Source organism: Lacrimispora sp. (genome assembly GCF_047605665.1).
GTDB lineage: Bacteria > Bacillota > Clostridia > Lachnospirales > Lachnospiraceae > Lacrimispora.
Window position 1 is genome coordinate 242,865 of sequence record NZ_JASGFH010000003.1, and the last position, 20,959, is coordinate 263,823.

General features: G+C 47.4%; 18 protein-coding genes and 1 riboswitch. Of the genes, 1 reads left to right on the forward strand and 17 read right to left on the reverse strand.

Translation table 11 applies throughout. The features are described from left to right. Positions 1-8: 8 nt before the first annotated feature. The 7 genes from QM657_RS03785 to QM657_RS03815 all read right to left on the reverse strand — a co-directional run bounded on the left by QM657_RS03785 (position 9) and on the right by QM657_RS03815 (position 6,353). Complete coding sequence (locus tag QM657_RS03785; protein WP_415065208.1) at positions 9-671, reverse strand: amino acid ABC transporter permease; 663 nt, start codon at positions 669-671, stop codon at positions 9-11. Next, the gene (locus tag QM657_RS03790) at positions 668-1,399 is read right to left on the reverse strand and encodes an amino acid ABC transporter permease (RefSeq protein ID WP_415065209.1); all 732 of its coding nucleotides are present in this window, start codon (positions 1,397-1,399) and stop codon (positions 668-670) included. Before QM657_RS03790 ends, QM657_RS03785 begins: the two co-directional genes overlap by 4 nt. 24 nt (positions 1,400-1,423) lie before the next feature. After that, the gene (locus QM657_RS03795) at positions 1,424-2,326 is read right to left on the reverse strand and encodes a transporter substrate-binding domain-containing protein (protein WP_415065210.1); all 903 of its coding nucleotides are present in this window, start codon (positions 2,324-2,326) and stop codon (positions 1,424-1,426) included. A 39-nt stretch (positions 2,327-2,365) separates the two neighbouring features. Beyond that, complete coding sequence (locus tag QM657_RS03800) at positions 2,366-3,097, reverse strand: amino acid ABC transporter ATP-binding protein (protein ID WP_415065211.1); 732 nt, start codon at positions 3,095-3,097, stop codon at positions 2,366-2,368. Between the two features lie 206 nt (positions 3,098-3,303). Beyond that, positions 3,304-4,152 carry a sugar phosphate isomerase/epimerase family protein gene (locus tag QM657_RS03805; protein WP_415065212.1) on the reverse strand — a complete coding sequence of 283 codons (849 nt, stop codon included), beginning with the start codon at positions 4,150-4,152 and terminating at the stop codon, positions 3,304-3,306. 23 nt (positions 4,153-4,175) lie between these two features. Continuing rightward, entirely contained in the window at positions 4,176-5,330 is a 1,155-nt protein-coding gene (locus tag QM657_RS03810) for a Gfo/Idh/MocA family protein (RefSeq protein ID WP_415065213.1), read from the reverse strand. A gap of 3 nt (positions 5,331-5,333) precedes the next feature. Next, positions 5,334-6,353, reverse strand: a complete 1,020-nt coding sequence (locus QM657_RS03815; protein ID WP_415065214.1) for a Gfo/Idh/MocA family protein — start codon at positions 6,351-6,353, stop codon at positions 5,334-5,336. 121 nt (positions 6,354-6,474) lie between these two features. On the opposite strand from QM657_RS03815, the gene QM657_RS03820 reads away from it, so the two are divergent. Continuing rightward, the gene (locus tag QM657_RS03820; protein ID WP_415065215.1) at positions 6,475-7,320 is read left to right on the forward strand and encodes an AraC family transcriptional regulator; all 846 of its coding nucleotides are present in this window, start codon (positions 6,475-6,477) and stop codon (positions 7,318-7,320) included. Positions 7,321-7,327: 7 nt separating this feature from the next. Here the strand turns inward: QM657_RS03820 and QM657_RS03825 are convergent, their stop codons facing one another. The 10 genes from QM657_RS03825 to metK form a co-directional block, all read right to left on the reverse strand. After that, positions 7,328-8,086, reverse strand: a complete 759-nt coding sequence (locus QM657_RS03825; protein WP_415065216.1) for a DUF6062 family protein — start codon at positions 8,084-8,086, stop codon at positions 7,328-7,330. Positions 8,087-8,188: 102 nt separating this feature from the next. Next, complete coding sequence (locus tag QM657_RS03830) at positions 8,189-8,878, reverse strand: response regulator transcription factor (protein WP_333646326.1); 690 nt, start codon at positions 8,876-8,878, stop codon at positions 8,189-8,191. Then, a complete protein-coding gene (locus QM657_RS03835; RefSeq protein ID WP_415065217.1) occupies positions 8,875-10,371 on the reverse strand; it encodes an ATP-binding protein in 1,497 nt (498 codons plus the stop codon). Before QM657_RS03835 ends, QM657_RS03830 begins: the two co-directional genes overlap by 4 nt. A gap of 205 nt (positions 10,372-10,576) precedes the next feature. After that, positions 10,577-11,851, reverse strand: coding sequence for a zinc-binding dehydrogenase (locus QM657_RS03840; RefSeq protein WP_415065218.1), 1,275 nt, complete (start codon positions 11,849-11,851; stop codon positions 10,577-10,579). Positions 11,852-11,882: 31 nt separating this feature from the next. Continuing rightward, positions 11,883-12,818, reverse strand: a complete 936-nt coding sequence (pfkB, locus tag QM657_RS03845) for a 1-phosphofructokinase (RefSeq protein WP_415065219.1) — start codon at positions 12,816-12,818, stop codon at positions 11,883-11,885. Continuing rightward, on the reverse strand, positions 12,818-13,282 hold the full coding sequence (locus QM657_RS03850; RefSeq protein ID WP_415065220.1) for a PTS sugar transporter subunit IIA: 465 nt from the start codon (positions 13,280-13,282) through the stop codon (positions 12,818-12,820). The genes pfkB and QM657_RS03850 overlap by 1 nt, the downstream gene beginning before the upstream one ends. 194 nt (positions 13,283-13,476) lie before the next feature. Beyond that, complete coding sequence (locus QM657_RS03855) at positions 13,477-15,582, reverse strand: BglG family transcription antiterminator (RefSeq protein ID WP_415065221.1); 2,106 nt, start codon at positions 15,580-15,582, stop codon at positions 13,477-13,479. Next, the gene (locus QM657_RS03860) at positions 15,569-16,915 is read right to left on the reverse strand and encodes a protein-N(pi)-phosphohistidine--sugar phosphotransferase (protein ID WP_415065222.1); all 1,347 of its coding nucleotides are present in this window, start codon (positions 16,913-16,915) and stop codon (positions 15,569-15,571) included. Before QM657_RS03860 ends, QM657_RS03855 begins: the two co-directional genes overlap by 14 nt. 85 nt (positions 16,916-17,000) lie before the next feature. Beyond that, entirely contained in the window at positions 17,001-18,380 is a 1,380-nt protein-coding gene (locus QM657_RS03865) for a PTS mannitol transporter subunit IICB (RefSeq protein ID WP_415065223.1), read from the reverse strand. 243 nt (positions 18,381-18,623) lie between these two features. Then, positions 18,624-19,811, reverse strand: a complete 1,188-nt coding sequence (metK, locus tag QM657_RS03870) for a methionine adenosyltransferase (protein ID WP_415065224.1) — start codon at positions 19,809-19,811, stop codon at positions 18,624-18,626. A 90-nt stretch (positions 19,812-19,901) separates the two neighbouring features. After that, positions 19,902-20,029: riboswitch (SAM riboswitch) on the reverse strand. Positions 20,030-20,959: the final 930 nt, after the last annotated feature.

A 20,959-nucleotide genomic window follows, 5' to 3' on the forward strand; every position in this document is an offset into this window, starting at 1 on the left:
TTCCCTCCCTAACCGGTTACAAGGGTTTTCTGGTAACCCCGTACCACACAGCTTAAAGCAAAGCAGATGATAAAGTAACAGAGAGCCTGAAAAGCGAACAGCATCAACATGCCTCGCACATCGTATATGCTTCCCATGACAACGGCACTGTTTCTCATGAATTCTGCCACATCCACCATTTTTAAGAAGGATGTATCCTTGATAATTGTGATTACCTGGCTGAGCATGGCTGGAATGACCTTCTTATACATCTGAGGGAGTACGATATACCAAAGGGTCTGAACGAAACTGAAGCCCTGAGACTGGGCCCCTTCAAACTGTCCCTGAGGAATGGAGTTAAGACCTCCCCTGAATATTTCAGCCATAACTGCCGAGGTAAACAAGGATATGGCAAACACGGTTACTGCTACCTTATTTCCCTTAACGGTAAAATAAATCCAAAGTATCCACAAAAGGTTGGGCGTACAGCGGAAAAACTCTGTATAGACAGCCACAAGGGTTCCCGCCCATCTCCATTTCCCTGCTGAATAGGTCCGGATCAGGGCTAAAAGGGTTCCGAAAAATATACTGATTATGGTGGCCAGGATAGCCACCATAATTGTCATTCTAAGTCCCCTCAGCATAAAGGTCACATTAGCCACTGTAAATATTTGGTTAAATAATTCTCTCATGCGACCTCCTCATCCGCCTGTAAGTCAAGCCTTTTGGGTGCCGGCAGCCGCATGGAACGAATTTCCAGATAACGGGCCAGCCTTGCAAGCGGGAAACAGATAATAAAGTACATCAGGGCGCTGGTAAAGTATGCCTGGGCAAAGTATCCGCGCTCAGCACCCCAGGAGTCGGTAAAGTACATTAAGTCCATACCGGCCACCATAGCCAGAATGGAAGTGTTCTTCACCAGGTTTAAAGCCTGATTTGCAAGGGGCGGCATGATAATCTTTATGGTCTGGGGCAGTATAATATGATACATGGTTTCCAGGTAAGAAAATCCCTGGGATGCCGCAGCCTCAGACTGGCCTTTTGGAATTGCTTCAATTCCAGTCCTTATGACCTCGGATATATAGGCGCCGTGATAAACTCCCACCCCGATTACTCCCAGAACGAATTTGGGAATTCTAAAGCCTGAACTGGAAAACAGCATGGGGAGTACGGAATAATAGCACATCACCTGCAAAGCCAGAGGCGTATTCTGTATAAATTCCACGTAAATTCGTGAAAGTATTCTAAACGGTTTGAATTTCGTCGCCGAAAACATACCGAATACCACTCCCAGGACCAGCGCTACGGCCAGCCCTACGAATGATATTTTAAGTGTCATAAAAAATCCTGGTATATAGTAGTCTGGAAATGCCTTAAACAGGGCATCCCAGCGTTTTGCATCAAAAAGACCTTTTATCATGTCAGTTTTCCTTTACGAAACAGATTACTGTAATCCCCATGTATCCTGAAGAGTTAATAAAGAACCGTCAGAAAGCATGGAAGTGACCTTTTCTTCTACCAGAGCAGCCAGCCCTGTGTTTTCTTTTGCAGATGCCACTCCGTATTCCTGCTCTGCGAAACGGTCGTCTAAGATGTGGTTTCCGTCATTGACATAGCCTGCTAAAATCGCACGGTCAACAGAGAAGCAGTCGATCTGCTTGGTAGCAAGAGCCTGAGCCAGTGCTGGGTAGCCGTCAAATTCCTGGAATTCAGGATTTACGTTATAGCCTTTTTCTTCTACATACTTCTTGAATACGTCCTTGGTTGTGGAAGACTGGGCAACACCGATGATCTTCTTATCCAGGTCTTCGATGGAGTTGATGCCGGAATCTTTATTTACCAGTAAGCCTACAGCATCGGTGTAGTATGGAGTAGAGAAGTTATAGGTTTCTTTTCTTTCTGCTGTGATGGTGAATGTAGCGATTACAAGGTCGATTTCGCCGTTTTCAAGGAGAGGTCCTCTTGTCTTAGCGGTTACGCCCTGGAATTCTACCAGTTTCTTTTCTTTTGCTTCTGCTGCTGTAACGCCGAAGATGGTTCCTGCGATCTCATATGCCAGATCATCTTCAAAGCCTTCATATTCTCCGGTTGCTGTGTTCTGTAAGCTGAACTTCGGAATGTCAACCTTGCAGCCTACCTTTAAAACGCCGCGGTCAATAATCTTCTGGACGTCTGCCGCTGCGGCTCCGCCTGCTGCCTCTGTAGACCCTGCTGCTGTAGTACCTGCCGCTGTTGTGGTCTCTGCAGGAGCTGCTGTTGTTGCCTCCGGGGCTTTTGAACCACCACAGGCTGTTAAGGATGCCGCCATGGCAAGGGTCAGTGCAAGTGATAACATTTTCTTCATCATAATTGTTCCTCCTCATTTTTTATTATTTAAACAACGTCCTTAGTGAAGGATTTTGCTTAAAAACGCTTTGGTCCGGTCGTGTTCCGGAGATGTAAAGAAGTGTTCCGGGGTTCCCTCTTCCAGAATGTAGCCGCCGTCCATGAAGATCACGCGGTCAGCTACCTGGCGGGCAAAGCCCATTTCATGAGTTACACAGATCATGGTAATATTTTCCTGAGCCAGCTCTATCATAACGTTTAATACCTCCTGAACCATTTCAGGGTCCAGAGCAGAGGTTGGTTCATCAAAAAGAATCAAAGGCTGTTTGGTGCATAAAGCTCTGGCTATGGCTACTCTCTGCTGCTGTCCGCCGGAAAGCTGGACGGGATAGTTCCCTGCCTTTTCCTTTAAGCCGACACGTTCCAGGCATCGCATAGCGTCTTTCCTTGCCTCCTCCTTGGAAACGTGCTGCAGTTTCATGGGCGCCAATGTGAGATTTTCCAAAACAGTGAGATGGGGGTATAAGTTAAACTGCTGAAATACCATTGAGGAATACTTTTTCGCCATCTCCAGGTGGTTTTTCTTTGTCACCTCTGTTCCTGCTACGGTGACTTTGCCGCTGGTCGGCTCCTCTAAGTAATTAATACAGCGGATGAAGGTCGATTTTCCTGAACCGGAGGGCCCGATGATAACCAGCTTTTCGCCTTCTTTTACCGTAAGACTGATATCCCTTAAGACTTCCAAGTCTCCGAAATTTTTCTTTAAGTTTTCAACTTTAACCATGTCTGGCATACTTCCATCCCCTCTCTTTTTGGACATTTTTCTGTAAAAAAAGCAAAAATCACCTAAGAATCTTAAGTTCTTAAGCGTCTTTGCTTAATGTGGTCGTTTGATTTCTGTTATTATAAAAAGTTTTATTCCAAAAGTCAAGGATTATTTTTATTTCCGTAAAATGCCGGGACCCTGGCAGATTTTTCCGCAAGGCCCCGGACACGTATTTAAATCTTGTCTAATATCTGCTTCAAGGCTTCATAAGCCATGGTAAATGCCTCTTCCCCACTGAGTTTTTTCTTCTGGGAGGCATTCTGCTCTAAGGCTTGAAATCCAGCAAAATCGCTTAAATGGGGCTCTAAGGACAGGAATCCCTCATATCCCTCTTTTTTCAGCATTTTCAGAATTTCTTCCACATGGCCGTCCCCCATTCCGGCAGGCACGACGCTGGCATCAGACCATAAGGCATCTTTTATATGGACATAGGCGATATAGGGCTTTAACAGCTCATAGGCCTCTAAGGTGTCCTGCTTACACTGCACAAAGTTTGCAAAGTCAAAGACAGCCTTAAAATGATCCCCGTAAAATGCCTTCATGATTTCCAGACAGCGGCTGGCCGCATCCCCGTAAATATCTTTTTCATTTTCATGGAGAAGCAGGACATCATTGGCCTTTGCATAATCCACGAACTGTCCCAGACGGTCCATAACAGCCCCCCGGTAAGGCTCATAGCTCTCATCCTGGGGCATGAAAAAGCTGAACATGCGGATGTTGGGTGTTTCCATCTCATGAGCGATTTCCACCGTATGCCTGTAAAGCTCCATATGAGGGGCGAAATCGTCTTTGATGTTGATTTTTCCGATGGGAGAGCCTACAGAGGACAGGCGGATTCCCTCCCCATCAAGACGCTTCTTAACCTCTCTCGCCTCCTCGATGGAATGCTCCACCAGCCCTTTTCCGTTGACACCCCGCATTTCCACGTGGCTGATGCCCAGCTTTTTTAACACCTCAATCTGCTTTTCCAGGCTCATATCGATTTCATCTGCAAAACCTGATAACTGTATTCCGTTCCACATAACATTCTCTCCTTTTTCCCTGCTTAATAGCTTCCTTCTGTATCAAATACCACACCGCTTCCCGCTTTTTTCCGGGAAGAAGTACGGCGTTTATTCAGCTCTTCCAAAAACAAATCTTCGTCAAAAGGCAGCTCCACTGCCTGATTCAGCCAACTGGACAAATGCATGGCATTGGACAGGGTCAGGCCGCTGATTCCCTCCACGCCTTCTGCGATCAGGGGAGTCCCGTGAAGAATTTTTCCTGCAAAGGCTTTCATGACCCCTACGTGCTGTTCATTCTCACCGTCTGTCTCCACCTCTGTCACTGTGCACTGAGGGGTGTCAAATCCGCCTTTTGCGGTCTTACAGAAGGTGCGCTCATTGACAGCCAGCTTGTGAAGGGTCAGCTTGTCGTTTTCACAGACCAGCTTTCCCATTTCCAGGGTGACTTCAAAACGGTTGGTGCCCGGAGCATCGGCGGTGGTGGTGACAAAGACTCCTGTGGCACCGTTAGGGTACTCTAAATAAGCGGTCACATCGTCTTCAACCTCAATATCATGCCATTTCCCGTTGTGGCAGAAGGCCTGAACCTTGTTCGGCATTCCGCAGATCCACTGGATCAAGTCCATGTTGTGAGGGCACTGGTTTAATAAAACGCCTCCGCCTTCCCCATCCCAAGTGGCTCTCCAGCTTCCGGAATCGTAATAAGACTGGGTCCTGTACCAGTCCGTTACAATCCAGTTGACCCGCTTGATGGCTCCCAGCTCACCGCTTGTGACCAGCTCATGCATTTTCCGGTAGATGCAGTTGGTTCTCTGGTTGAACATCATGGCAAAGACACGGTCACTTTTTTCTGCCGCTTCGTTCATCTCCCTGACCTGCTTTGTATACACCCCGGCAGGCTTTTCACAAAGAACGTGAAGCCCCTGGCTTAAGGCCATGACGGACAGCTCCGGATGCTGATAATGAGGCACTGCAATGAGAACCGCGTCGCATACTCCCGACTCGATCAAATCCTTTCCCTCTTCAAAAACGGTAACGGATTCCGGCAGATTTTCCCTTGCCCAATCCCTTCTGCTCTCCTCACGGTCTGCGACTGCAGCCAGTTCCAGTTCAGGAACCTTGCCCTCTATCAGGCTCTTGCTGTGGTTGGTTCCCATGTTTCCAATTCCGATAATTCCCAGTTTTACCTTATCCATCTTTTACCTCTCCTCATTTCTCGCTGAATCGTAAATATCCATCATGGTGTAAAATGTATTTTCTGTGGAAGCCAGATCATTGGCATAAACCCTCACGGATTCCAGGCAGTCATAAAAGTCCTTGATACAGGCCTCATGTCCGTTCCCCCAATAGGCTTTTCCAGGCATGGAGGCCTTAGGCGCCCGCCACATGACCGGCTCCTCGTCTTCCGCCTTTTGATACCAGACGGACGCTCCCTCCAGCCGGACAAATCCGTGTTCGCACACAAGCTCTAAAAATACAGGCGCATCAGCCCCATAAGCGGTGGTTGCATAAAAGCTGGCGCTCACCGGTTCCGGCCCTTCTGTAAAGGCCATATAGGCTTCCAGGGTATCCTCTACCTCTACAATGCCCTTTAAGTGGTGGTTGCTGGTGGTGGCTTCCGTCCAGACCGGTTTTCCAAGCCAGTTTAAAAGCAGGTCCAAGGCGTGAATGGACTGGTTGATCAGGGCTCCGCCTCCCTCTGTTTCAAGCTTTCCTCTCCATCCGCTTTCTGTGTAGTAAGAAGCGTCCCGGTGCCAGGTCACAAAGGCTCTCGCCCCCTTGATCTGCCCCATGCTTCCTTCTTCTAAAAGCTCCGTGACCTTTTTTGTGGTTTCGTTATAACGGTTCTGAAAACAGATTCCAAGCCTTCCCCGGCTCTCTTTGGAAGCTTCTGAAAGCTCCTGAAACTGTTCCCTGGATATGGCGGGAGGCTTTTCCATAAACACGTGGATTCCTTTTTTTAAGGCTTTTACTGCCATTGGCACATGGCAGTTGTGAGGGGTGCAGATGTGAACCGCGTGAAGCTCTTCTGCCTCCAGCATTTCCTCCATGGATTCATAGGCAGCCGCCTTCCCTTGTGTAAAACGGACGGAATATTCCTGGGCCCGTTCCATGCGGATATCTGCCATGGCGCAAAGCTTTGCCTGCTTTATTTCCTTTAAGATACCGGCATGGACTCCGCCTATATTTCCGCAACCAATCACCCCGACCCGAATCATGATTTACCCCTCTTTTCTTTTGATTGTTTCTGTGGTAAATTTATTATACAATGTTTTTGACGCAATTTGTTTGCGCAGATTGACTATAAATATGCGCAAATTGTCTATTTCAGGAGGGGACATGAACAAAGAATCACAATACGATTACAGCGAATTTTCCGAGCCCTACAGCTGCAATTTCACCACCAGCCAGGTGGCAGGAAACGTGGATTTTCACATGCATAACAACCATGAAATCTATCTGCTTTTAGACGGCCATATCCAGTATTTCGTGGAAAATGTCTGCTACGATATGACCCCAGGAAATTTAATCCTGTTTTCCAACCGGGAGATCCATAAGGCCATCAACACCACGGACAAAGCCTTCACCCGCTTAGTCATCCATGTAAACCCGGCCTTCATCCGCCCTTACTGCACTCCTGACACCAATCTTTTGGACTGCTTTCAGAGAAAGCCTGCCACGGGAAACATGGTTCTCCTTTCCGGGGAGGAATACGAAAGCCTGTCCGTTCTGGCCCGTACCCTGGAAAAGGCAATAAAAAACCGCTGCACATACGGCAGCGATTTAACGGCTGTTACAACCTTAATTCAGATATTAATCCTCATTAACAAGGCCTGGCAAAAGACCGGTTCCTCTAAAACGGCTCCAAGGCCCCACAAGGCCCAGGCCATTATGAGTTATATAGACAAGAACGTGACAAGCCCCCTGACCCTGGACTCCATTTCCCAGGCTCTTTCCCTTGATAAATACTATTTAAGCCATTTGTTTAAATCAGAGACGAAAAGCAGCATATTCCAGTATATCGTGGTGAAACGGGTTTCCCTGGCAAAGGAGCTGCTGTCCCAGGGGCATACGGTTTCTGAAGCCTGCCATCTGTCCGGCTTTAACGATTATTCCAATTTTATCCGCACTTTCCGCCAGACTACGGGATACACTCCGGGGCAGATCAAGCGGCTGAACCAGTGAAAAAATCCTATTTCAGCCGGTATACCGGGTCACCGGGATATCCGCCCCGGATTTTTTGCATCCCTCTCTGCACGGCATCCCTGGAGTCTTTCCAGTCCGCATCCTTATTGGCATAGTCGAACTTCTCAACAAACCAGTCAATATCCCCGGACATCCGCTCCATGTTCTGTTCCATAAGATGAAAGATGACGGGATAGAATTCTTTCCGCTCTCCGTCGCTCAAATACTGGTCTGCGCCCTGGCATAAATCTCCGAAGTGGTGGAGGCAGAAGCCCTTGCCGGCCTTCAGTTTTTCCCGAAAGGCAGAGTCCTTTTTGTACAAATGGAAAAATGTGGCCCGGTAACGTTCGTACCGCTCTGAAAAACGGTCACAGATATAGCAGGTCTTTTCCTTTTCTTCAACCCATGACTGGATGGCGTTCGCATTTGTGCTCTTTCCCTTCAGACGGTCCTTGAGAGAGGTTTTTCCGGGCGCAAAGCCCTGAAATTCTTCCTTCATCTCTTTGATCAGCTTCTTATAATAAGTTTTTAATATCCAGCCGTTTCCAAGGGCATTGCCGTAATCAAACATCTTTTTCTGATGTGTTCGGCAAAAACCCTCCTTATCCGTATTTTCCCTTGTATCGCTCTCCATATAAGAAGCGCAGGAGCCAAGTACAAAGTCCATCAGCTCCTGCTCTGTTTTCCGCTCCAGATAGCAGAAAGGGCATTCTTCTCCTGCATCCATGGCGTCATTTAGCGGTATCTCATATAATTTTTCTTTCATATTTTCCTGTCCCTTCCCATGATCCGAAAAAAATCCCGTGTACTGGCATACACGGGATTTTGTGTTTATGTGGATATATTCAACTTTTTAGCCGGTTCTACATTACACCTTAAACCGGTACCCCACTCCCCATATGGTTTCAATATACTGGGGTTTTGCCGTGTTGAACTCAATTTTTTCCCTGATCTTTTTAATATGAACCGTAACCGTGGCAATATCGCCGATGGATTCCATGTCCCATATCTTGCTGAACAGCTCTTCCTTTGTATACACATGGTTCGGGTTCTGGGCCAGGAAGGTCAAAAGGTCAAATTCCTTGGTGGTAAAGTTCCGCTCTTCTCCGTTGACCCACACACGCCTTGCAGTCTTATCGATCTTCAGGCCCCGGATTTCAATGATCTCATTGTCCGGCATACCGCTTCCGATGAGCCTTTCATAACGGGCCAAATGAGCCTTTACCCTGGCAACCATCTCGCTGGGGCTGAAAGGCTTTGTGATGTAGTCATCAGCGCCCAGACCCAGGCCGCGAATCTTATCAATATCTTCTTTTTTTGCAGAAACCATGATAATAGGCGTATTCTTCACCTCTCTCACCTTCCTGCATATCTCAAAACCATCCACTCCCGGAAGCATCAAATCCAGGATCACCAGATCAAAATCCTCATGAAGAGCCAGATCAAGCCCAGCTTCTCCGTTGTTCTCAATCTCTACCTCAAACCCGCTCAGCTCCAGATAATCTTTCTCAAGCTCTGCTATGCTTTCCTCGTCTTCGACGATCAGTATTCTGCTCATTCCTGTATGACCTCCTGATATTTTCTTAAAACGAAATGGATCTCCGTTCCGATTCCTGCCTTGCTGGTAGCCCATATCCGGCCTCCGTGATCTTCAATGATCTTTTTCACAATGGATAAACCGATTCCGCTGCCTCCCTGGGAAGAATTCCTGGAAGAGTCGGTGCGGTAAAACCGGTCAAAGATATTCGGCAGGTCCTTTGCAGGAATTCCCTTGCCGTTGTCCTCAATTTCCACCTGAATGAAATCTCCCACATCTTTGATCCGGATGTTAATGATTCCGTTTTTCTTATCCATATATTTCACAGAATTGCTGACAATATTGTTGATGACCCGGCGCATCTGCTCCGCATCTGCGATGACCGACACATCCTCGTCCACATAATTGAAATATCCAAGCTCAATGTTTCTGGCCTCCATCTCAAGACCCACCTCATCAACGCAGTCCCGGAAATAGCCGGCCACATTGATTTTAGAAAAGGTATAGGGAATTTTATTGGTATCGATCTTGGAGTAAAAGGTCAGCTCATCGATCAGCTTATCCATATCGTTGGCTTTGTTGTAAATGGTTCTGATATAGCGGTCCAGCTTTTCCGGAGAGGATGCCACCCCATCCATAATGCCTTCCACATAGCCCTTAATGGCTGTAATAGGCGTCTTTAAGTCGTGGGAAATATTGCTGATCAGTTCTTTATTTTCCTTGTCATACTGAACCTTTTCTTCTGCGGATTCCTTAAGGCGGATTCTCATCTCCTCAAAATCCTGGCAGAGCTGGCCGATCTCGTCGTCATTTTCCACTTCCAGGGCAAAATCCAGGTCTCCATCCCGAATCTTCTTGGTAGCGACCTGAAGCCTTCCTAACGGACTCACTACAGACCGGTACACCCACATGACCAGGGTTGCATCGGTAAAAATGATGATCAGAATGATAGCCATCAGCATCTCGGCCATCATGACCTTGATTTCCGGCAAAAACCCATCTACGTTTGAAACAACGAACAGACTTCCCTTGTCCTTGTCCGGATACAAAAAATCAATCTGCTTTACCAGATGCTGGGTTTCTCCGTCTAAATAGATAGCTCCGTCAATGGTGCTGTCAATTTCCTCAAATTTTGGAAGCTGTTTATAAAGGCTCTGGGTGATATGGCTGTTTCCGTCAAAGACCAGCGCCTCTCCCTTGCGGACAATCATATAGGCATATTTGGACATGAGCCGTTCATTGAGTTTATCCAGATATTCCGGATCAGATATCTTCTGGGGATCGTTTTCTAAAATCTGGCTGATCTCCCTTAACTCCGCCCCGGTCAGGCGGTTAAAAAGCTGCAGGGAATTGCCGGATAAAAGGTCCACCTGCTCCGTTAAATTGTAGGCTTTCCGAAAAGCCTTCATCTGATAATTGCCAAGCCCCAAAACCACCGCGAATATGAGGATTAAAGGGACCACCGTAATAATTACAAAGGCTACCACCAGACGGGTTCTCAACCTTAATTTCAATTTTTTCGCCCCTCTCATGGTTTGATCCTAAAATCTGCTGCAAAAAATTAATTTCATGTAAGGGTATTATATCACACCTGGCCCAGAGAATTTATAAAACAATTCTAAAATTTAAGATAAGCCCTGATAACTGCTTTTTTCACGCAAAAAAACCAGGGCTTTCATCCTGATTTTAGGATAGAAACCCTGGTCTTTTATATGAAATTTATAATTCGCTGGAATCAATTCCAAAATGTTCAAAAAGTATTTTTTCCGCGTCTTTGTTCCACAATCCCCTGTGGGCCTTGCAGGATTCACTGAGCTTTTTAAACAGAGGATCGGTTTTGCCCAGCTCTTCAAAATCATCGATAGCTGTCAAAGGCATATCAAACTGGGTGTAAGCCAGCTTCTTTCCTCCGGGAATAGAAGGCAGGTTTAAGGTCGCCTCTGCAATGCTGTCAATTCCTCCCACATGTGTCACCATAACCGCCGGTTCAATGGCTCCCTCTGCGGAAAGCTTATTGGCTTCGATTAAGTCGTCCGTGTTGCCGCCTGTGGTTCCCATAATGTGGGTGCTGGTGTAGTGGCAGTTATAGAGATTGATTTCTGCCTTAAACTGGTTGTCGGTAGGTCCTGCAAAGAAGTTCATGCAGCCGTCAAAAGCCAGCAGCTTATCTCCCATCTCCGCCACCTGCCTGACCGGGATATAGACAAACACATCATCATAGCCATGGCCGTCGGTAAGAGCCATTAAGCCGTCAATGGGGTCCTCCATCTTGCTGGTGTTCACGTAAAGAAGCTCGATTCCTCTCTCCCTGGCAGATTCCTCTGAAATCACTTCTTTCGCCCGTTCAATCCGCTCATCACTGATATCCGTCACCACGATCCGTTTAGGCTTATTTTCAAACTGGAGACCATAGCTGACCGCTCCCAGCCCCATGGGGCCGCAGCCTCCCATGATCAGGATATTGCCATCCACCTTTGTGCCCATGGCGTGATCGTAATTTCTCTTATTGGTATGGTAGTTGGCATGAAATCCGCCTATGATACAGCTCATAGGCTCTCCCAGAGATGCCTCAAAGAAACTCTCCCCTGTGTATTCCAAAAGGCATCCCAGTTCCATGACCTCATTCGGCATAATGCAGTAAGTGCAGGCACCTCCGCAAAATTCATAGGAATAACCGGGAGAATCCAGTTTTCCCATGTAGTTTAAAGCAGGCTGCAGGGAAAATTTCTGCCCCGGCTGAAACTGATCCTGCCACTTTTTTCCCACCTCTACAATCAGTCCCGCACATTCATGGCCGATGATTACCGGATTGGTGCTGATGTTTTTCGGTGCACGTTTATGTTTATCTCCCTGTTTTACTAATTTATAAGTAGACATGCAGATGCTGTCGCTCACAATTTTTACGAGAACCTCATCATCCTTGATCTGGGGCAGTTCAAATTCCTCCAGCCTCAAATCATCCTTACCATACATTCTCACAGCTTTTGTCTTCATATTTATCTCCTCCAACTCAATTCATTCAATCTCATTTACGGATTTCCAATAATTCCGCCTTTTTAGCCAGCTCATCCACCAGCTCCCGGCTTGGGGGCTTGGTTCCTATGCTGGTAACCGCGCCTGCGGAAGCTCCCATGCACAGCCGGATGCAGTCTTCAAAAGGAAGCTTTTCATCCCAGCCATAAGCCATGGCCCCGACCAGGGCATCTCCGGCTCCGACAGTTGAATGGGCCTTTACCAGAAGCCCCGGACAACGGTACTGTTTCTCATTTGTCAGGAAAACTGCTCCCATCTGTCCCATGGAAATCACGGCCATATTGGCTCCATTTTCCAGCAGTTTCTGTCCCATGGAAACCAGCTCCTGCTCAGAAGCCCGGTAATCCATCTGGTAGTACCGCTCCAGTTCGGAACGGTTCGGCTTTAACATATCCGGTGACGCCTTCAATGACTCGGAAAATAACGGGCCGTCTGCGTCTAACAGAACCTTTGCCCCCTTTTGGTGGGCCGCTTCCGTAATCCTGCGGTATATGTCAGTGGGGATGCCTTTGGGTATGCTTCCTGCCAGAACGAACAAGGTTTCCGGCCCTGCATAGCCGTCAAGCCGGTTCAGCAAATCTTCCAACTGCTCCTTTGACACCTCCGGTCCCGGTTCATTGAGCTCCGTCACCTCTCCGTTTTCCTCTACCACCTTTAAATTAGTCCTGGTTTCCCCGTTCACTTCCACAAAATCTGTTTCAATGCCCTGGTCTGCCAGAACGTGTTTGATGATGGTGCCGTTTATTCCTCCCACAAAGCCTGCGGCAATGCTCTTTCCGCCCAATTCCTTAATGGTCTTGGAAACGTTGATGCCCTTGCCTCCTGCATCCAGCTCCACCCGTTTGATCCGGTTCAAATCCCCACGCTCAAGCCGGTCAATATCCACTGTTTTATCGATGGCTGGATTCATGGTAACTGTAACGATCATCAGGAACACCTCTTTCCCGTAAACATAGCGTGAATTTCTTCTGCGCTGTATCCCATAATCCGGTCCACATCAGCCGGGTCGGCAAGACACTCTGCAATGACGGAGAGTATTTCTAAATGATCCTCTCCCGATCCTGCAATGCCGATAACCAGCTTCACCTTTTCCCCGCCCCAGTCCGTTCCGTCAGGGAATACCATGACAGCGATTCCGGAGCGTTTAATGGTCTTCTTCGCTTCCTCAACGCCGTGAGGGAGCGCGATTCCATTGCCGATGTTGGTGGGAAATGACAGCTCACGCTTTAACATGGCGTCGATGTAGGATTCATCCACGCAGCCGCTTTGATACAGCAGTTGTCCCACCTGTCTTATGACCTCGTCCTTTTCTCCTGGCCTGCAATTTAAACGGATATTCTTAAGCTCCAGAAGCTCTGCCTTTTCTTCTTTCTTTTTTCCATATCCAAACACGTCTTTGCCCTCCTGTGCTAACTTTCTACTTAAATTATAGCGGTATGCTCTCTCCTTTTTCAATGAAAACAAAATGGCATTTGGCGCCATCTGATAATGCCAAATCTGAGGGTTTCGGATTTCCATAACGGAAAAGTGCGCATGCCAGGGGCTTATGAAAAGCCATTGGCTCGCACACTTTTTCTTTTTATTTCTCACATCTTGTCCAGATAATGTTTAAAATACTGATTCAAATACCGGGAAACCAAAGCTCTGATTTCTTCTTTTTCTCCGGACCTGACAGCTTCCAGAAATTCTTCCTCCTCAATCAGCCGCTCGCTTAACACCCCTAAAATCTCACTGTTTTCTGCCGCATAGTCATCCTTTGGCACCAGCATGACCAAAACAACACAGACCCCCCTGAAATAGGGGTCCAGAAACGGCTTTCCATCCTTTGTCTGGCAGACGGCAAACACCGGCTTTGCAACTCCCTCGGTTCTGGCGTGAAGAAGGGCAAAGTTTAAGTCGGGAAATATCTGGCTGCATAGCTGTTCCCTTCTCATCAAATCTTCCTGAATCATCCTCTGCCGGTCCGCATAAACCGCCAGCTTTTCACTGACAGCAATCAGCAGCTCTTCAAAGGTGATCCCGTTGTCCACCCGCTGATACTCCATAAGCTTTATGATGCTTTTGATCTGAACAGCCATAAAATTCACCTGATCCAACTGGATGGTGAACTCCTGGTTGTCCTGCTTTTTCGGAACATATTCGAACTGACGCACCTTTGCGGCGATCCGTTCCATGTCCTCGACAGGAAGCAGAGGGCTTACATACAGGACATCAGCCTGCTCCTCAAGGGCCATGGTGGATACAAAGAAATCCGTCTTGCTGAGCACATAAGGGGTCAAATCCGTCATTCCGTAAACCGACAGCTCCACCCGGTCCGAAAAGTCCCTGGCGATCTTGGAGGACATAAACCGGGAAATTCCGATTCCGCTGGCGCAGACAACTCCCATACTCACCTTTCTCCGGCTTTCCTTTCTGCTCTCCATCCGGACCTCTGCGGCGCCGAAATGGATGGCGAGAAAACCGATTTCCGACTCCGGCACCTCATACCCGTATTTTCCCTCGATCACCTTTGCAACGGTTCTGCACCGTTCAAAAATCTCCGGATAATCCTGCTTGATCTGATCCAGCAGGGGGTTTTGAATCTTCATGCCATTGGCAAGGCGGACCAGAGTGGGTTTTAAATGGGCAATTAAGCCCTGGATTACAAATTCCTCATCCTGCTTTAACAGATAGGCAATATTTTCATCGTAGCAGTCAATCATTTCATTGACCACGTCCCACAGTTCCCTGGACTCTTCGATCTCACTTCTGGACTTTTCATCGATGTTCAAATTCTGAATCTTGGAGCCTTTGATGTGGAGGCAGATGTAGGCGCATTCAACTTCCGGAATATGAATCTGAAATTCTTCTTCCAGGGACTTAGTGATGGTCTCTGCCAGATCATAGTCCTGGTCATTTTGCAGGGAATCTTCCATGAGGGGATTTTCCTCAATGATCTCCTGCCTGCGGATGCGGTTTACGGCAATCGCCACATGAATCACCAGCCCAAGGTAGGACTCCTGGGTCAGATTGAGGATGCGCTTGTCCCGTATCCGCAGGATGCAGGCTGTCACCCTCTTTACAATATCGTCATCTAAAATCCGGTAAATATTTCTCTCACTTTTATTCTGAACCACCTTCAGCACAGACTGGTTCCGTGCCTCATACATCTCCTGTATGATTTCCGTATGGATGTTTTCATCAATAAATACCCGGAGGGCGCGGCGGAAATCCCGCTCGCTGCCCTCAATAAACACACCGTATCCGGGCTTTCTCTTTATCTCTAAATGGTATTTGTGAAACCACTCCTTTACCGCCTCTAAATCAGAGCTGACAGTGGCTTCGCTGACCCCGAAGAGGTCGCTGTAGTAATACAGCTTTTTTAATGTCTTATCCTTGAGAATTTCCAAAATCAGGCGCTTCTGCCGTTCGATCCGGTCTGAAACGTCAAGGGCATCGTCTGCTTCCAGTTCTGCCTTTAAATCTTCCATCAGGTCCTTCTCCCCCTCCAGCCAGATGCCGGTTCCTGTTTTGGAGCAGAAGGTGAGGCCGTATTTTTTTAATGCTTTTGGAATGAATTCCAGTTCCCTTTGCACAGTTCTCTTGCTGATGTTTATCTGGTCTGCAAGCTGTTTGACCGGAACCGGGCCGTTTTCATTTAAAAGAGCCAGAACGATCTGCTGCATTCTGGGTGTAAAATCACTTCCTGCCATCTTCCCCACCTCCCATTAACCAGTTCAGGAGCTCTTTATAGCCGGACATATCCGTCAAATTCTCCACAGTAAAGCAGGGTTTATCGGTTTCCGGAAGAAAACGGGCAAAATTCTTCTGGCAGACGAGCACATCCGCATCCGCAGGAATGCGGTCAGCCGACACGTGGAATACTTCAATGCCTGTCAGGCCTTCCAGCTTCAGTCTCTTTTTAAACAGGGCGCCTGCCATGGCACTGGAGCCCATGCCCACGTCACAGACAAAATATATTTTAGCTTGTTGAATTCTTTTCACCGGTATCCCTTCGTCTTTCTGTATATTTTTTTCCTCAGTCATAAGCTTTCCCTTTTTTCCCGACATAATCAGGCAGGAAAGAAGACAGGTCACTGCGGCGGAAATTAAAATTCCCATAATCACGCCCAGCCAATGACTTTTGTCCGACATAATTAAAATAGTGATCACGCTTCCGGGAGAGGCGGGGCCTAAAAGCCCGCTGCCGGTTAACATGAAGCAGTAATTTCCTGCAATACTGCCTGCTATGACAGCCGCCAGCAGCCGGATATCCGACAGCACATAGGGGAAATAAATTTCATGAATGCCGCCTAAGGACTGGATGATCAGACTGGAATACATCTGCTTTCTCATATTTTTATAAATCAGGGCATGGGCCAGCAAAATTCCAAATCCGGGTCCCGGATTGGTTTCCAAAAGAAATAAAATAGAGCTGCTGCCTGATTTTAACTGCTCCAGTCCAAGAGGAAGGAAAAAGCCGTGGTTGATCCAGTTGTTGAAAAAGATTATCTTTAAAGGCTCCACCAGAAAGCTGATAAACGGAATGACTCCCTTATCTATCATCATCCACAGGCCGTCTCCCAGAAAACTCATGAGCCACTGGGCCACCGGTATCAGCAGAAAATAAGTGAATACTCCGGCCAGAAGCCCCAGCCCTGCCAAGTACAAGTTGGTAAAAAGCATCTCAAATCCCGCAGGAATCCGGCTTTTCACCCTGTCTATCCCCTTTCGGCACAGGAATCCGGCAATGCAGCCTGCTACAGACGACAAAATCATGGCAGAGGCAGGCTCCGTCATAACAACGGCAGAAGCGGCCAGGGTGCCGGCTAAACCGCCGGCATCCCCGCCGCAAACTGTTCCTGCTTTGTATCCCATAAATACCGGAATCACCAGAAAGGACAATATATTGGACATTTCAGATAAATAATTATTCTGGAACGCTCCTGCTGAAAAGACTGACAGCAACCCTGCTGTTACAAACAAAGGTATGCATTCAGCAATGATCCTGCTGTAATATTTCAGTACTCTTTCCGTTAGCTTCATCAATGCAGTTCCCCTTTTGAATCCGTGATCTATATTTATAAGTATTATACCATGGTTTACAAGCGGATACCAGAAAGGCTGTTTTTTATTTTTTTAATTTTTCTACCAATTGATCATATTCCGGAGCTGCCAGGAAATTGGTGATTAAGATCAGTTCAGCCTCAGGATTGCTGTGGGCTGCCCTTTCTCTCAGTTCCCGGTGGGTCACTACGATCTGTGCATCCATTGGAATAGAAGAAACAGGGGAATGAACCACTTCAATATCACCGAATCCGGCTGCGGCCAGCTTCTTTTTCAGTACGGTAGCTCCCATGGCGCTGGAACCCATTCCTGCATCACAGGCAAAGACGATTTTTTTAACGGTTCCTGTAAATGCTTCTTTCTTTTCTTCCTGCACAATTCCCTTGGATTCCTGTTTCATATGTTTTACTTTTTCCTGGGAGTCTTCCAGATCCACGCCTTTTGCTGTGAATTTCAGCAGAGGGAGTGATACGACAAAGGAAACTGCTGCTGCTACTAAAACGCCTGCTAATACGCCAAGGTATTCACCTCTTGGAGTCATTGCAAGAATTGCCAGAATGCTTCCAGGTGATGCAGGGGAGGTAAGACCTATGCCAGTGAGCTGGAATATGAAGATTCCGCTGGCTCCTCCTGCCATAACAGCCAGAAGTAAAAGGGGGTTCATCAGGATATATGGGAAATAAATTTCGTGGATTCCGCCTAAAAAGTGGATAATGATTGCGCCGGGAGCTGAGCTCTTAGCTGAACCTTTTCCGGCAAGGCAGTAAGCCAGCAATACTCCAAGTCCTGGTCCTGGGTTAGCCTCAAGAAGGAAGAAGATGGATTTTCCCATTTCCTCTACCTGCTGGATTCCCATAGGAGAGAGGATTCCGTGGTTGATGGCATTGTTCAGGAATAAAATCTTAGCAGGTTCAATGAAAATACTTGCCAGTGGAAGCAGCTTGCGGTCTACGAAGAATCCAACGCCCGCTTCCATAACCTGATTCATAACTGTTACAACAGGTGCAACTCCTTTCAGTGCGATCACTGTCAGGATAGCTCCGATGATACCCATGGAAAAGTTATTTACCAGCATTTCAAATCCAGCCGGAACCTTACCTTCCACCTTGCGGTCAAACTGCTTAATCACCCAGGCGCTGACAGGTCCTATTATCATCGCGCCGATGAACATGGGAACACTGGAACCAACAACGACACCCATGGCCGTAATTGCACCAATAACACCGCCGCGCTGTCCGTAAACTGCCGCACCGCCTGTATATGCGATTAAAAGAGGCAGAAGCACAGAAGCCATGGGGGATACCAAAGCGCCAAGAGTTTCATTGGGATACCAGCCTGTTGGAATAAACAGCGCTGTAATCAATCCCCATGCAATAAATGCACCAATATTTGGCATTACCATACCGCTTAAAAAGCGGCCAAATACTTGTATTTTCTCCTTCATATACATACCCTCACTTCATTATATAGTATTACTGCGTAATACATGCTAGGTATGATTGGCCAATCATTTCCTTTTGATATACTTATTATAATCAATAAAGGCGGCAGATTTCAACACGAAGAAACAGGGATTTGGCGCTAGTTTTAGTGCCAAATCTTAAAAAGCCTGAATTCTCTTGAAACAGCCCGCTTCCGGCATAAAAAAAGATGCCGCAAAGCAGCATCTTTTCTATATCCGTGAGGATTATAAATATTCTTTTAAAAGAGAAACCTTGTCCAGCTTTTCCCAAGGCAGATCTAAGTCATTTCTTCCAAAATGGCCGTAAGCGGCTGTCTGCTTGTAAATCGGACGGCGTAAATCCAGCATCTTGATGATGCCTGCCGGGCGTAAGTCAAAGTTCTGGCGGATGATGTCCACCAGCTTTTCATTGCTCACTTTCCCTGTTCCAAAGGTATCCACCATGACGGAGGTCGGGTGAGCCACGCCAATTGCGTAGGAAAGCTGAATCTCGCACTTATCTGCCAGGCCTGCTGCCACAATATTCTTTGCCACGTAGCGGGCTGCATAAGCTGCGGAACGGTCTACCTTGGTGCAGTCCTTGCCGGAAAATGCGCCGCCGCCGTGACGGGCGTAGCCGCCGTAGGTGTCCACGATGATCTTGCGTCCGGTAAGTCCGCTGTCGCCGTGAGGGCCGCCGATAACAAAGCGTCCGGTGGGGTTAATAAAGAACTTTGTATTTTCATCCACCAGATTTGCCGGGATGATCTGGTCAAACACGTATTTTTTGATGTCCTTGTGAATCTGCTCCTGGGTTGCCTCTTCGTCGTGCTGGGTGGATAAAACCACTGCATCCAAACGGATGGGAGTTCCATTTTCATCGTACTCCACTGTAACCTGGGTCTTTCCGTCAGGACGGAGATAGGTCAGAGTTCCGTCTTTGCGGACCTTTGTGAGCTGGAGGGCCAGCTTGTGGGCAAGGGAGATGGGGTAAGGCATATATTCTTCGGTCTCATTGCTGGCAAAACCGAACATCATTCCCTGGTCTCCTGCTCCGATGGCATCGATCTCTTCATCAGACATCTTATTTTCCTTTGCCTCTAAGGCACGGTCAACGCCTAAGGCAATGTCCTTGGACTGCTCGTCAAGGGCTACTATTACGCCGCAGGTATCGCAGTCAAAGCCGTATTTGGCGCGGTCATAACCGATTTCCCTTACGGTTTCTCTCACTACCTTCTGGATGTCCACATAGGCATGAGTGGTGATTTCTCCCATGACCATAACAAGTCCGGTGGTGGTTGCGGTTTCGCAGGCTACACGGCTCATAGGGTCCTGTTCTAACATTGCATCAAGGATTGCGTCAGAAATCTGATCGCACATCTTATCTGGATGTCCCTCTGTAACGGACTCAGATGTAAATAATAATTTTTCCATGTTGTCATTTCCTCCTTAATATACATGGGGGAATAACAAAAAGAAAAGCCCGCAGCAAAACGCGGACTTGATTCAACAATGTATCAAATCCTCTTATTGCTCGATTTCTCGCTCAGGCTGGCACCTTCCCACCGCTCCTTCTGGCTTAACGCCATCATTCCGGTCGGGGTTGCCGTGACTTCATAGATCCTTTGTATCTCCATCACTCTGAATAAGGGATATTACGTACTTTTCATTTGTTATTCAATTGTAGGTGTAATTATTGCACTTACATTCTAGCTTATTTAAAAATGGCTGTCAAGAGGATTCTTAAACCTTTTTTCCTGTTGAGAAAAACATTCAGGTGGGTTTAAAAATGGTTGATTGTGAATTATAAAAGCTTTATAAAATAAGTTATTCAGTTGGGTTTAGAGCAAAGGAAAATAAGTATTTGCGGTGTAAAGTTATGGGTTGAAAAGAGAAAATGAAGTTCGGGTAATGGATAAAAAACAGGTTAAAAAAACATTCATCCGGCGAATGATATTCATGAAAATAAGTGCTTCGAAAGCAAAAAATGGCAGATTAATTCTTCTTGAATATAATACATTAAGCGCCAAATTACGCTGTTAAATAATTTATAGGAGGAAGCTTTATGAATCCTGAACAACCAAAAAAAGTGAACACCTGCCAATGTGGCTGCAAAAAGTGTTTAGCTAATAGAGAGGCTAATCAAGAAAACACAAGCGGCAAAACCTGCTCATGCCATTGCCGTTGCTGTATGGGACCTACAGGACCTGCCGGGCCTACTGGACCTGCTGGGCCTACCGGGCCTGCTGGGCCTACTGGACCTGCTGGGCCTACTGGACCTGCGGGCGCTAATGGGCCTACCGGGCCTATTGGGCCTACTGGACCTCAGGGACTTATTGGACCTACCGGGCCTCAGGGACTTATTGGACCTACCGGGCCTCAGGGACTTATTGGGCCTACCGGACCCGCTGGCGCTAATGGCGCTCAAGGGCCTACTGGACCTCAAGGACCTATTGGGCCTACCGGGCCTCAGGGACTTATTGGACCTACCGGACCCGCTGGCGCGACTGGCGCTCAAGGCCCCACCGGACCTCAAGGACCTATTGGGCCTACCGGGCCTCAGGGACTTATTGGACCTACCG

Excerpts from the sequence above, each read along its gene's own strand:
- QM657_RS03785 (WP_415065208.1), bottom strand. The coding sequence starts at position 671 with ATGAGAGAATTATTTAACCAAATATTTACAGTGGCTAATGTGACCTTT.
- QM657_RS03790 (WP_415065209.1), bottom strand. The coding sequence starts at position 1,399 with ATGATAAAAGGTCTTTTTGATGCAAAACGCTGGGATGCCCTGTTTAAG.
- QM657_RS03795 (WP_415065210.1), bottom strand. The coding sequence starts at position 2,326 with ATGATGAAGAAAATGTTATCACTTGCACTGACCCTTGCCATGGCGGCA.
- QM657_RS03800 (WP_415065211.1), bottom strand. The coding sequence starts at position 3,097 with ATGCCAGACATGGTTAAAGTTGAAAACTTAAAGAAAAATTTCGGAGAC.
- QM657_RS03805 (WP_415065212.1), bottom strand. The coding sequence starts at position 4,152 with ATGTGGAACGGAATACAGTTATCAGGTTTTGCAGATGAAATCGATATG.
- QM657_RS03810 (WP_415065213.1), bottom strand. The coding sequence starts at position 5,330 with ATGGATAAGGTAAAACTGGGAATTATCGGAATTGGAAACATGGGAACC.
- QM657_RS03815 (WP_415065214.1), bottom strand. The coding sequence starts at position 6,353 with ATGATTCGGGTCGGGGTGATTGGTTGCGGAAATATAGGCGGAGTCCAT.
- QM657_RS03820 (WP_415065215.1), top strand. The coding sequence starts at position 6,475 with ATGAACAAAGAATCACAATACGATTACAGCGAATTTTCCGAGCCCTAC.
- QM657_RS03825 (WP_415065216.1), bottom strand. The coding sequence starts at position 8,086 with ATGAAAGAAAAATTATATGAGATACCGCTAAATGACGCCATGGATGCA.
- QM657_RS03830 (WP_333646326.1), bottom strand. The coding sequence starts at position 8,878 with ATGAGCAGAATACTGATCGTCGAAGACGAGGAAAGCATAGCAGAGCTT.
- QM657_RS03840 (WP_415065218.1), bottom strand. The coding sequence starts at position 11,851 with ATGAAGACAAAAGCTGTGAGAATGTATGGTAAGGATGATTTGAGGCTG.
- pfkB (WP_415065219.1), bottom strand. The coding sequence starts at position 12,818 with ATGATCGTTACAGTTACCATGAATCCAGCCATCGATAAAACAGTGGAT.
- QM657_RS03855 (WP_415065221.1), bottom strand. The coding sequence starts at position 15,582 with ATGGCAGGAAGTGATTTTACACCCAGAATGCAGCAGATCGTTCTGGCT.
- QM657_RS03860 (WP_415065222.1), bottom strand. The coding sequence starts at position 16,915 with ATGAAGCTAACGGAAAGAGTACTGAAATATTACAGCAGGATCATTGCT.
- QM657_RS03865 (WP_415065223.1), bottom strand. The coding sequence starts at position 18,380 with ATGAAGGAGAAAATACAAGTATTTGGCCGCTTTTTAAGCGGTATGGTA.
- metK (WP_415065224.1), bottom strand. The coding sequence starts at position 19,811 with ATGGAAAAATTATTATTTACATCTGAGTCCGTTACAGAGGGACATCCA.